General features: G+C 64.0%; 13 protein-coding genes and 1 other RNA gene. 4 read left to right on the top strand and 10 right to left on the bottom strand.

Annotated elements, in window-relative coordinates:
• Position 1: 1 nt before the first annotated feature.
• From mraZ to rsmI, 3 genes are all read right to left on the bottom strand, one after another.
• Positions 2 to 457, bottom strand: a complete 456-nt coding sequence (gene mraZ, locus FM069_RS03565) for a division/cell wall cluster transcriptional repressor MraZ (RefSeq protein ID WP_143486905.1) — start codon at positions 455 to 457, stop codon at positions 2 to 4.
• Between the two features lie 304 nt (positions 458 to 761).
• Positions 762 to 1,120: RNase P RNA component class A (gene rnpB, locus FM069_RS03560), an RNA gene on the bottom strand.
• A gap of 40 nt (positions 1,121 to 1,160) precedes the next feature.
• Entirely contained in the window at positions 1,161 to 2,039 is an 879-nt protein-coding gene (gene rsmI, locus FM069_RS03555) for a 16S rRNA (cytidine(1402)-2'-O)-methyltransferase (RefSeq protein WP_143486904.1), read from the bottom strand.
• Positions 2,040 to 2,151: 112 nt separating this feature from the next.
• Here rsmI and FM069_RS03550 point away from each other — a divergent pair, with 112 nt between their 5' ends.
• The 4 genes from FM069_RS03550 to FM069_RS03535 are packed head-to-tail and all read left to right on the top strand — an operon-like array spanning position 2,152 to position 5,484.
• Positions 2,152 to 3,963 carry a penicillin-binding protein activator gene (locus FM069_RS03550; protein ID WP_143486903.1) on the top strand — a complete coding sequence of 604 codons (1,812 nt, stop codon included), beginning with the start codon at positions 2,152 to 2,154 and terminating at the stop codon, positions 3,961 to 3,963.
• On the top strand, positions 3,960 to 4,328 hold the full coding sequence (locus tag FM069_RS03545; protein WP_143486902.1) for a YraN family protein: 369 nt from the start codon (positions 3,960 to 3,962) through the stop codon (positions 4,326 to 4,328). Before FM069_RS03550 ends, FM069_RS03545 begins: the two co-directional genes overlap by 4 nt.
• A gap of 32 nt (positions 4,329 to 4,360) precedes the next feature.
• A complete protein-coding gene (locus FM069_RS03540; protein WP_143486901.1) occupies positions 4,361 to 4,954 on the top strand; it encodes a phosphoheptose isomerase in 594 nt (197 codons plus the stop codon).
• Positions 4,951 to 5,484, top strand: a complete 534-nt coding sequence (locus tag FM069_RS03535) for a BON domain-containing protein (RefSeq protein WP_143486900.1) — start codon at positions 4,951 to 4,953, stop codon at positions 5,482 to 5,484. The genes FM069_RS03540 and FM069_RS03535 overlap by 4 nt, the downstream gene beginning before the upstream one ends.
• A 74-nt stretch (positions 5,485 to 5,558) precedes the next feature.
• On the opposite strand, the gene FM069_RS03530 is transcribed toward FM069_RS03535, so the two are convergent.
• From FM069_RS03530 to rplM, 7 genes are all read right to left on the bottom strand, one after another.
• Entirely contained in the window at positions 5,559 to 5,975 is a 417-nt protein-coding gene (locus FM069_RS03530) for a ClpXP protease specificity-enhancing factor (protein WP_143486899.1), read from the bottom strand.
• 10 nt (positions 5,976 to 5,985) lie between these two features.
• On the bottom strand, positions 5,986 to 6,603 hold the full coding sequence (locus FM069_RS03525; RefSeq protein ID WP_143486898.1) for a glutathione S-transferase N-terminal domain-containing protein: 618 nt from the start codon (positions 6,601 to 6,603) through the stop codon (positions 5,986 to 5,988).
• Positions 6,604 to 6,694: 91 nt separating this feature from the next.
• Complete coding sequence (locus FM069_RS03520; RefSeq protein ID WP_143486897.1) at positions 6,695 to 7,474, bottom strand: cytochrome c1; 780 nt, start codon at positions 7,472 to 7,474, stop codon at positions 6,695 to 6,697.
• The gene (locus FM069_RS03515; protein WP_143486896.1) at positions 7,474 to 8,685 is read right to left on the bottom strand and encodes a cytochrome b; all 1,212 of its coding nucleotides are present in this window, start codon (positions 8,683 to 8,685) and stop codon (positions 7,474 to 7,476) included. Before FM069_RS03515 ends, FM069_RS03520 begins: the two co-directional genes overlap by 1 nt.
• On the bottom strand, positions 8,685 to 9,278 hold the full coding sequence (gene petA, locus FM069_RS03510) for a ubiquinol-cytochrome c reductase iron-sulfur subunit (protein ID WP_143486895.1): 594 nt from the start codon (positions 9,276 to 9,278) through the stop codon (positions 8,685 to 8,687). Before petA ends, FM069_RS03515 begins: the two co-directional genes overlap by 1 nt.
• A gap of 256 nt (positions 9,279 to 9,534) precedes the next feature.
• Complete coding sequence (gene rpsI / locus FM069_RS03505) at positions 9,535 to 9,927, bottom strand: 30S ribosomal protein S9 (RefSeq protein WP_143486894.1); 393 nt, start codon at positions 9,925 to 9,927, stop codon at positions 9,535 to 9,537.
• A 14-nt stretch (positions 9,928 to 9,941) separates the two neighbouring features.
• Positions 9,942 to 10,370 (bottom strand): 50S ribosomal protein L13, encoded by a 429-nt coding sequence (rplM, locus tag FM069_RS03500; protein WP_143486893.1) that lies wholly within the window; start codon positions 10,368 to 10,370, stop codon positions 9,942 to 9,944.
• Positions 10,371 to 10,444: the final 74 nt, after the last annotated feature.

The following is a 10,444-nucleotide window of genomic DNA, read 5'->3' as shown; positions in this document are numbered from 1 at the left end:
TTCACAGGATCAGGTCACGCAGTTCGTCCGGCAGGCCACCGGGTTGTTTGATTGCCGCCAAGTCGGCTTCGGCAAGGGCATTCCAGCTGGATTCATCCCACAGCTGGAACTTGTTCAGTTGGCCAACCAGCATCGCGTGCTTGTCCAGCTTCGCGTACTCCCGCAGGCGCGGTGGCACCAGAATGCGGCCGCTGCCATCCAGCTCCAGGTCCACCGCATTACCGATCAGCAGACGCTGCAGGCGGCGGGTTTCCTCGCGCAGGGAAGGCAGTTCGCGAAGTTTCGCTTCGATGAGTTCCCATTCGGGAAGAGGGTAGATGCTCAGGCAGGGGTCGACGGCGTCGATGGTGACGATGAGCTGGCCGGCGCAACGCGAAACGAGCTCGTCACGATACCGACTCGGCATCGCGAGGCGCCCTTTGGCGTCGAGACTGATGGCGTTAGCTCCGCGAAACAAGGCTGCGCGTCCCCTGAGAATTAGCTATCCGTGCCCTGAATTATCCACTTCATCCCACTTTGTACCACTTCCGCACACTATAGAAATCGCGCTACCCCACCGTCAAGGCGCGTAAATCGGGAAAAATCCTTACAGAACGGCGATTTAGCGGAACTACGGGGCAGTTCGAGCCATCGCAGGCCCGACAGAAAGAGGAGAAGAATAGAAAAATCAAGCAGCTAGAACTTCAAAGTTAAAGTGCTTTATGAGGAGTAAGACTTTTTGGGTATGAGAAGACGCGAAAATCAGGCGGGGAGGAAAAGGAGGGGAGAGCCGGCCTGTAAGCCGGGTTCTGTCGAGGACAGTCATTCCTCTACGACGGCCATCGCTGGACGCCTCTAGCAACCTACCCGGATCCAGCGCGGGCCACGCCAATGGATCCCTATTTGGTCTTGCTCCGAGTGGGGTTTACCTAGCCACGGACTGTTGCCAGCCGTGCGGTGCGCTCTTACCGCACCTTTTCACCCTTACCGGCGCCGAAGCGCTTAGGCGGTTGTTTTCTGTGGCACTTTCCGTAGGCTCGCGCCTCCCAGGCGTTACCTGGCACTCTGCCCTATGGAGCCCGGACTTTCCTCCCTCGCGATTCGCGGAACGAATTGCGACGGCGACTGTCCAGCCGACTCTCCGCCGCCAAGAGTACCGACCCGGTGCCTCCACGACAAGCTCAGTCTTCCGCCTGACGCTCCAGAGCCGCTTGATAGAGCAGATTCTTGCGCCCGCCCGTGATCTCCGCCGCCAGGGCGGCCGCGCGCTTCACCGGCATTTCTGCCCGTAGGAGGTCGAGTACCCGCAGGGCCTCCGCACTCAGGGCCTCCTCTCCCTCGGGAGGCTGCCAGCCAGCCACCAGCACCACGCATTCGCCACGCTGTTGGTTGGCATCGGCGGCCACCCAGTCGCACAGCTCCGCCAGGGGCGCGCCCTTCAACGTTTCGAAGGTCTTGGTCAGCTCCCGCGCTAGCACCGCCTGGCGCGCATCGCCAAAGATCGCGGCCATATCGTGGAGAGTTTCCAGCAGGCGATGGGGCGCCTCGTAGAAGATCAGGGTGCGCGATTCTTCCTTTATATGCTCGAGGCGAGTCCGCCGGGCGGTGGTCTTGGCCGGCAGGAAGCCTTCGAAGATGAAGCGATCGGAAGGCAGGCCTGCCGCCGAGAGCGCGGCGATCACCGCGCAGGCGCCCGGCACCGGTACCACCCGCACGCCCGCGGCGCGCACCTGCCGCACTAGGTGGAAACCCGGGTCGGAAATCAGCGGCGTGCCGGCGTCGGACACCAGCGCCACGTCGTCGCCGGCCTGCAGGCGGGCGAGAATCTGCCCGCCCTGCTCGCGTTCGTTGTGGTCGTGGCACGCCACCAACGGCGTGCGGATGCCGAAGTGCTGCATCAGGCGCGACGAATGCCGCGTGTCCTCCGCCGCCACCAGCGCCACCTCGCCCAGGATGCGCAGGGCGCGGGCAGTGATGTCGTCGAGGTTGCCGATCGGGGTTGCGACCACGTAGAGCGTACCGGGTGCACCACCCTGGGAATTGGAGCCCGCCACTGCCATACCTCGGAAGCGAAAACGCGCATTGTAGCCCGTTTCCGGTACCCGGCATCGCGCCTGCCCCGGGGCTTGGGTACAATTCCCGCTCATTCGCTCAAGCACCGGGAACGCTTACATGATCGCTTGCCTGCGCCCGCTCTTCGCTCTCAGCCTCGCCAGCTTGCTGGTCGCCTGCGCTACGTCGCCCTCTTCCAACCTCGGCGAACTGCCCCGCACGCCTCACGCCAGCGTCGAACAACTGCTGCAGCAGGCGAACGAAAGCAAACCGGAACAGGCCAACCTGCTGCGCCTTTCCGCAGCCGACCAGGCCTATCGCCAGCAGGACTACGCACGCGCCTCGAGCATCCTCGAGGGCATCCCCCTGGAGACCCTCAAGCCCGCCCAGCAGGTCTATGCCAGCACCCTGGTGGCGGAACTGGCCCTGGCGCGCAAGGATGCCAAGGCGGCGATCAAGGCCTTGAGCCACCCGAGCCTGGAGCGTCTCGCCGAACTGCCGGTGGACCAGCAGATCCGCACCGAGTTGACCCGCGCACAGGCCTTCGAAGCCGACAGCCAGCCGCTGCAGGCGGCGCGCGAGCGGGTGTTCATCGCCCCGCTGCTCTCGGGCGATGCGGCCAAGGCGAACCATGAAGCCATCTGGAAACTGGTGTCCGGTCTGCCCAGCGACCAGCTCCAGCCCGGCGGCGACGCCGACCTCAACGGCTGGCTGGAATTGGCGCGTATCAGCAAGAGCGCGTCGACCCTGCAACAGCAGCAGGCCGCCATCGATACCTGGCGCGAGCAGAACCCGCAGCACCCGGCGGCGGTGCAGCTTCCGGAACCGCTGGTGAAGCTGAAGGAGCTGGCCAGCCAGCCGCTCACCAAGATCGCCCTGCTACTACCCCAAGACGGCCAGCTCGCCGGCGTCGCCCGGGCGCTGCGCGACGGTTTCCTCGCCGCCCAGTACCAGGCGAAGCAGGCCGGTCAGAATCCGCCGGCGATCCAGGTCTACGACAGCTCGCGCCTGACGTCTTTGGACGACTTCTATCGCCAGGCCCAGGCCGACGGCGTCCAACTGGTGGTCGGCCCTCTGGAGAAGCCGCTAGTGAAACAGCTGGGCGACCGCGCCCAATTGCCCCTCACCACCCTCGCCCTCAACTACAGTGACGCCGGGCAGAAGAGCCCGCCCCAACTCTTCCAGTTCGGCTTAGCCGCGGAAGACGAGGCCCGCGAGGCAGCTCATCGCGCGTGGGCCGACGGGCTGCGCCGGGCCATCGCCCTCGTGCCCAGCGGCGAGTGGGGAGACCGGGTGCTGAGCGCGTTCCAGCAGAGCTGGCAAGCCAACGGCGGCACGCTGCTGGCTTCCCAGCGGATCGCGCCGCCGGTGCAGATGGCCCAGCAGATTGCCGACCTGTTGCGGCTGCGCCAGAGCGACACGCGGGCGCAGCAGGTGCAGGGAACGCTGGGGGTCCCGGTGACTGCGCAGCCTTCGCCGCGCCAGGACGTGGACTTCATCTTCCTCGCCGCCACACCGCAGCAGGCCCAGCAGATCAAGCCGACCCTGGCCTTCCAGTACGCCGGCGACCTGCCCGTGTATGCCACGTCCCACGTCTTCAGCGGGCTCAACGACCAGGCCCAGTACAACGACCTGAGCGGCATCCGTTTCTGCGAGACGCCTTGGCTGCTGGACGCCGAGGACCCGCTGCGCCAGCAGGTGAGCGGCCAGTGGCCCCAGGCCGCCGGCAGCCTCGGCCGGCTGTACGCCATGGGCGTCGACGCCTTCCGCCTCGCGCCGCGCCTCAGCCAGCTGAAAGCCCTGCCCGACAGCTCGGTGGATGGCCTGTCCGGCCGGCTGACCCTGAACCCCGCGCAACGCATCGAGCGCCACCTGCCCTGGGCGGAGTTCCGCAACGGCCGGGTCGAGCGCCTTCCCGACAGCGACTCTTGAGCCTGCGCCAACAGAGCGGGCAAGCCGCCGAGGCGCTCGCCCGCGACCACCTGGAGCGCCAGGGCCTGCGCCTGCTGGCGCAGAACTGGCGCAGTCGCCTGGGCGAGCTCGATCTGGTCATGCTCGCCGGCGATACAGTAGTATTCGTCGAGGTCCGTTACCGGCGGCACGCCGCCTGGGGCGGCGCGCTGGAAAGCGTCGATGCGCGCAAACGCGCCAAGCTCGCCACCGCCGCCCAGCAGTTCCTGCAGAAGGAAACGCGCTGGGCCCGACACCCGTGCCGTTTCGACGTCGTGGCCATCAGCCCCGGTGACGGCCGCTCCTCTCCGCGCCTGGACTGGATTCAGAACGCTTTCGACGCCTGATCCGCTCCCGTCGTTTACCCGAAGGTCTATTCATGGACATGCAGAACCGTATCCGCCAGATGTTCCAGGCCAGCATCGAGACCAAGCAACAGGCCATGGAAGTGCTGGCGCCGTACATCGAGCAAGGCAGCATGGTGATGGTCAACGCCCTGCTCAACGAGGGCAAGATCCTCACCTGCGGCAACGGCGGCTCCGCCGGCGACGCCCAGCATTTCTCCTCCGAATTGCTGAACCGCTTCGAGCGCGAGCGCCCCAGCCTGCCGGCGGTGGCCCTGACCACCGACAGCTCGACCATCACCTCCATCGCCAACGACTACAGCTACAACGAGGTCTTCTCCAAGCAGATCCGCGCCCTCGGCCAGCCGGGCGACGTGCTGCTGGCGATTTCCACCAGCGGCAATTCCGCCAACGTGATCCAGGCCATCCAGGCCGCCCATGATCGCGAAATGATCGTGGTTGCCCTGACCGGCCGCGACGGCGGCGGCATGGCCTCCCTGCTACTGCCGGAAGACGTGGAAATCCGCGTGCCGGCCAAGGTCACCGCGCGCATCCAGGAGGTCCATCTGCTGACCATCCATTGCCTCTGCGACCTGATCGATCGTCAACTGTTCGGGAGTGAAGAATGAAGCGTTCCCCACTGCTCGTTGCCTGCCTCGCCGCCAGCCTGGTGCTGAGCGGTTGCGCCAGGACTATCGGCAAGACCATCGACGACCAGTTCACCCCCTCGAAGGTGAGCGCACGGATCGCCGAGACCAGCCCCGACCTGAAGACCAACTCCCACATCATCGTGGCCAGCTACAACGGCGTGGTGCTGCTGGCGGGCCAGACCCCCACCGCCGAGCTGAAGAGCAAGGCCGAAGAGGCCGCGCGCTCGGTGGCCGGGGTGAAGAAGCTCTACAACGAGCTCCAGGTGATGGCGCCCTCCTCCGTTTCGGGGCTGGCGCGTATGAACGACAGCACCATCACCAGCAAGCTGCGGACGCAGATGTTCGCCGACGGCAACATCCCCACGTCGCGGATCAAGGTGGTGACGGAGAACGGCGTGGTCTTCCTGCTGGGACTGGTGAGCCGCCAGGAAGCGGCGCTGGCGACCAACGTGGTGCAGCAGACATCCGGCGTGCAGAAGATCGTGAAGCTGTTCGAATACACCAACTGAGGCCGAAGGCTGCCGCGAGGCAGCACCGGCAGAAAGGGAAAGGGCCGTACCGCCAGTGGCGATACGGCCCTTTCTCATTTGACGACCTTGAGGCTGGGACGTCCGCTGGGCCGTGGCGGCTCGCTGCCACCGCCGGAGGGGCCGTCATCGTCCGGCTCGGGCTGCTCATCCTCGCCCACGGGCGGCTCCAGGTCGAACACCATGCCCTGGCCGTTCTCGCGGGCGTAGATCGCCATCAGTGCGGCAGTGGGGATATACAGGCTGTGAGCCACGCCGCCGAAGCGCCCCTCGAAGCTCACCGCCTCGTTGTCCATCTGCAGGTGGCGCACCGCGGTGGGCGACACGTTCAGCACGATCTGCCCATCGCTGGCGAAACCCGGCGGCACGCGCACACCGGCGTATTCCGCATTCACCAGCAGGTGTGGGGTGCAGTTGTTGTCGACGATCCACTCATATAGCGCGCGGACCAGGTAGGGACGACTGGAATTCATCGCGGTCTCCTCAGCGCATCGCGCGCTCGACACCGGACAGGCTGGCCTGGAAGGTATCGCGGGCGAAATTGCGCTCCATGTAATCGAGCAGAGGCTTGGCCGGCCGCGGCAGTTCGATGCCCAGCTGCGGCAGGCGCCAGAGGATCGGCAACAGGCAGCAATCCACCAGGCTGAAGTCCTCGCTCAGGAAAAACGGTTTGTCGGCGAACAGCGGCGACACGCCGGTCAGGCTCTCGCGCAGCTCCTTGCGGGCTTGCGCCTTCACCGCATCCTTGGCGCGCGGATCGAGGATCCGCTCGACCTGACTGCACCAGTCGCGCTGGATACGATGGATCAACAACCGGGTGTTGGAGCGTGATACCGGATAGGCCGGCATCAGCGGCGGGTGCGGGTAGCGCTCGTCGAGGTACTCCATTACCACCGTCGACTCGTACAGTATCAGATCACGGTCGGCCAGGGTCGGCAGGGTGCCGTAGGGGTTGAGCTCGGCCAAGCGTGGTGGGCACTGGCCGGCCACGACCTCGACGATCTCGGCGACCACCGACTTCTCCGCCAGCACGATGCGTACGCGATGGCTGTATTGGTCGGCCGGATCGGAAAAACAGGTCAGCTTGTTGATGGCGCCCATCAAGGCTCCTCCGCGCAGGTTCGACGTGTGGGAGGCGAAAAGACACACGCGCCCCGTAGGGCGCGTGTCATGACATCCGAAGCGTTTCGGATCAGTGGACGTCCTTCCAGTATTCGCGCTTGAGCAGGTAGGCGAAGACGAAGAAGAAGGCCAGGTACAGCAGCACGTAGGTCCCGATGCGCTGGCTCTCCAGCTTGACCGGGTTCGCCGAGTAGGCGAGGAAGGTCACCAGGTTCTTGACCTTCTCGTCGAACTGCTCCTCGGAGAGGCTGCCGGTCTTCGGCAGGACAGTCAGTTGGTCACACGCTTCATGGGTGATCGGCGTGCCGGTGAGCGGGTCGTACTGCTTCTTGCCGCCTTCCACGGCCTGGATCTGCTTGCACCCGATGACCTGGCGACCTTGCAGCGGCGCCAGCACGTTGGGCATGCCGACGTTCGGGAAGACCTTGTTGTTCACGCCCCACGGACGCGCCGGATCTTCGTAGAAGCTGCGCAGGTAGCTGTACAGCCAGTCGTTGCCGCGAACACGGGCTACCAGGGTCAGGTCCGGCGGCGCCGCGCCGAACCAGCCCTTGGCGTCGGCGGCGTGCATGCCATTCTTCATGTGGTCGCCGATCTTGGCGCCGGTGAAGACGATGTTTTCCATCATCACGTCTTCCGGGATGCCCAGGTCGGTGGCGACACGTTCGTAGCGCTGGAACTGGGCGCCGTGGCAGCCCATGCAGTAGTTGGCGAAGGTCCGCAGACCATCCTGCATCGCCGCCTTGTCGGTCAGGTCGATGTCGACCTTGTCCAGCTGCAGGTCATGGCCTTCGGCGAAGCCCAGCGCCGGCAACAGCGCGAACATCAATGCAACGAGATGCTTTTTCATCAGCCATTCACCCTTTCCGGAACCACTTTGGTCTTCTCGAGCTTGGTATAGAACGGCATCAGGACGAAGTATGCGAAATACAGGAACGTACAGATCCGCGAGACCAAGGTGCGCTCCGGAGTCGGAGCCAGCACGCCGAGGTAGCCAAGAATAATGAAGGAGACGCAGAACACGAGCAGAGCGATCTTGCTCAGCCAGCCCTTGTAGCGCATCGACTTCACCGGGCTACGGTCGAGCCAGGGCAGAACGAACAGGATGGCGATGGCGGCGCCCATGGCGATAACGCCCATCAGCTTGTCCGGCACCGCGCGCAGGATTGCGTAGAACGGCGTGAAGTACCACACCGGGGCAATGTGCTCGGGGGTCTTGAAGGCGTTCGCCACTTCGAAGTTGGGCTTCTCGAGGAAATAGCCGCCCATTTCCGGGAAGAAGAAGATCACCGCGCAGAACACGAAGAGGAACACCACCACGCCGACGATATCCTTGACGGTGTAGTACGGGTGGAACGGAATGCCATCCAGGGGCACGCCGGCCTCGTCCTTGGTCTTCTTGATGTCCACGCCCAGCGGGTTGTTGGAGCCGACTTCGTGGAGCGCCAGGATGTGCAGCACCACCAGGCCCAGCAGGACCACCGGCAACGCGATGACGTGCAGTGCGAAGAAGCGGTTCAGGGTGATGCCAGAGATCAGGTAGTCACCGCGGATCCACTGGGTCAGGTCGTCGCCGATGACCGGAATGGCGCCGAACAACGAGATGATCACCTGGGCACCCCAGTAGGACATCTGGCCCCAGGGCAGCAGGTAGCCCATGAAGGCCTCGGCCATCAGCGCCAGGTAGATCATCATGCCGAAGATCCACACCAGTTCGCGGGGCTTCTGGTACGAGCCGTACAGCAGGCCGCGGAACATGTGCAGGTAGACCACGATGAAGAACGCCGACGCACCGGTGGAGTGCATGTAGCGGATGATCCAGCCGAATTCCACGTCGCGCATGATGTATTCGACGGACGCGAACGCTTCTTCGGCGGACGGGGTGAAGCTCATGGTCAGCCAGATGCCGGTGAGTATCTGGTTGACCAGCACCAGCAGTGCCAGGGAGCCGAAGAAGTACAGAACGTTGAAGTTCTTGGGTGCGTAATACTTGGCGAGATGGTCTTCCCACATCTTGGTCGCGGGGAAGCGCGCATCGACCCAATCCATGAATTTGCTCATCAGGCTTTCTCCTGGTCCACGCCGACGATGATCACGGTGTCCGATTCGTACGAATGCGGGGGAACCGGGAGGTTCAGCGGTGCCGGCTGGGACTTGTACACGCGGCCTGCCAGGTCATAGCGGGAGCCATGGCAGGGGCAGAGGTAGCCACCGAACCAGTCCGCGCCCAGGTCGGCGGGTGCGACTTCGGGACGGAAGGACGGGGAGCAACCCAGGTGGGTGCAGATCCCCACCAGCACCAGGATTTCCGGCTTGATCGAGCGGCTCTTCGGGTCCACGTAGGTCGGCTGGACGGAAGCCTTGGACTCAGGGTCTGCCACTTGCGCGGCGACCTTCTCCAGGTTGCTCAGAATCTCCGGCGTACGGCGCACGATGAACACTGGCTGACCGCGCCACTCGGCGACGATCTGCTGGCCTGGCTCGACCTTGCCGATGTTCACTTTCACGGGCGCACCCGCGGCCTTGGCCTTCGCACTGGGGAACCATGACCCCACGAACGGGGTCGCAGCACCCACCGCTCCTGCAGCACCCACCACGGATGTGGCTGCTACCAGGAAGCGACGCCGGCCTGCATTCACGCCGTCATTGCTCATTCAGTCGTCTCCCATCAGCTACTGGTGGCCTGTTGTTCAGGCCTCTACTAAGTAAAGAACTTGCCGCGCAAAAAATTCGCCAAATGGTAAAGAAAAGCCCCTTTCCTGACAAGGTAATAGCCGGATACAAATCCGCCGCAACCCTTGATACCTGGGGACTTTGGCCGTGCGACACGCTGTCGCACGGTGTATTGAAGCCGCAAAAAAAACGCCCAGCATCCCGAAGGAGGCTGGGCGTTTTTTCGCCAGCGCCGTATTAGCGCTTGGAGTACTGCGGACGCTTACGAGCTTTGCGCAGGCCGACTTTCTTGCGCTCGACCTCACGGGCATCGCGAGTGACGAAGCCAGCGCGGCGCAGCGAGCTGCGCAGGGACTCGTCATACTCGATCAGCGCACGGCTGATGCCGTGGCGGATGGCGCCTGCCTGACCGCTGACACCACCACCGAGCACGGTGACGTAGATGTCGAACTTCTCGAGAGTCTCGGTCAGCTCCAGCGGCTGACGCACGACCATACGAGCGGTCTCGCGGCCGAAGAACTCGTCCAGGCTGCGGTTGTTGATGGAGATCTTGCCATTGCCCGGGCGCAGGAACACGCGAGCGGTGGAAGTCTTACGACGGCCAGTGCCGTAGTTTTGAGTCGCCGACATAATCAACTATCCCGTTAAATCTTGAGTTCTTGGGGCTGCTGGGCGGTGTGCGGGTGAGCGGCACCCTTGTACACCTTCAGCTTGCGATACATGTCGCGACCCAGAGGATTCTTCGGCAGCATGCCCTTGACAGCGGTCTCGATGACGCGCTCAGGCGCTCGAGCGATCAGCTTCTCGAAGTTGATCTCTTTGATACCGCCCGGGAAACCGGAGTGAGAGTAGTACATCTTGTCGGTGGTCTTGGCACCGGTGACGCGCACCTGCTCGGCGTTGATCACCACGATGTAGTCGCCAGTGTCGACGTGCGGGGTGTATTCCGGCTTGTGCTTGCCACGCAGACGGCTGGCGATCTCGGTGGCCAGACGACCCAGGGTCTGACCGGCAGCGTCGACGACATACCAGTCGCGCTTAACAGTTTCCGGTTTTGCAGTAAAAGTCTTCATTCGCTTTATAGCCTCAGGGGCCGCCCTGAAAATAAGACGGCGGATCTTACTGAATAGTGCGTGCCCTGACAAGA

The organism is Pseudomonas mangiferae, from assembly GCF_007109405.1.
Taxonomy (GTDB): Bacteria; Pseudomonadota; Gammaproteobacteria; order Pseudomonadales; family Pseudomonadaceae; genus Pseudomonas_T; species Pseudomonas_T mangiferae.
The sequence above is the reverse complement of the archived record's forward strand: the minus strand, read 5'-3'. Positions and strand labels throughout refer to the sequence as shown.

Bases quoted from the DNA above. Each gene is read 5' to 3' on its own strand.
- FM069_RS03520 (WP_143486897.1), bottom strand. From the start codon at position 7,474: ATGAAAAAGCATCTCGTTGCATTGATGTTCGCGCTGTTGCCGGCGCTG.
- FM069_RS03550 (WP_143486903.1), top strand. From the start codon at position 2,152: ATGATCGCTTGCCTGCGCCCGCTCTTCGCTCTCAGCCTCGCCAGCTTG.
- rplM (WP_143486893.1), bottom strand. From the start codon at position 10,370: ATGAAGACTTTTACTGCAAAACCGGAAACTGTTAAGCGCGACTGGTAT.
- FM069_RS03525 (WP_143486898.1), bottom strand. From the start codon at position 6,603: ATGGGCGCCATCAACAAGCTGACCTGTTTTTCCGATCCGGCCGACCAA.
- rpsI (WP_143486894.1), bottom strand. From the start codon at position 9,927: ATGTCGGCGACTCAAAACTACGGCACTGGCCGTCGTAAGACTTCCACC.
- rsmI (WP_143486904.1), bottom strand. From the start codon at position 2,039: ATGGCAGTGGCGGGCTCCAATTCCCAGGGTGGTGCACCCGGTACGCTC.
- petA (WP_143486895.1), bottom strand. From the start codon at position 9,278: ATGAGCAATGACGGCGTGAATGCAGGCCGGCGTCGCTTCCTGGTAGCA.
- FM069_RS03535 (WP_143486900.1), top strand. From the start codon at position 4,951: ATGAAGCGTTCCCCACTGCTCGTTGCCTGCCTCGCCGCCAGCCTGGTG.
- FM069_RS03540 (WP_143486901.1), top strand. From the start codon at position 4,361: ATGGACATGCAGAACCGTATCCGCCAGATGTTCCAGGCCAGCATCGAG.
- FM069_RS03515 (WP_143486896.1), bottom strand. From the start codon at position 8,685: ATGAGCAAATTCATGGATTGGGTCGATGCGCGCTTCCCCGCGACCAAG.
- FM069_RS03530 (WP_143486899.1), bottom strand. From the start codon at position 5,975: ATGAATTCCAGTCGTCCCTACCTGGTCCGCGCGCTATATGAGTGGATC.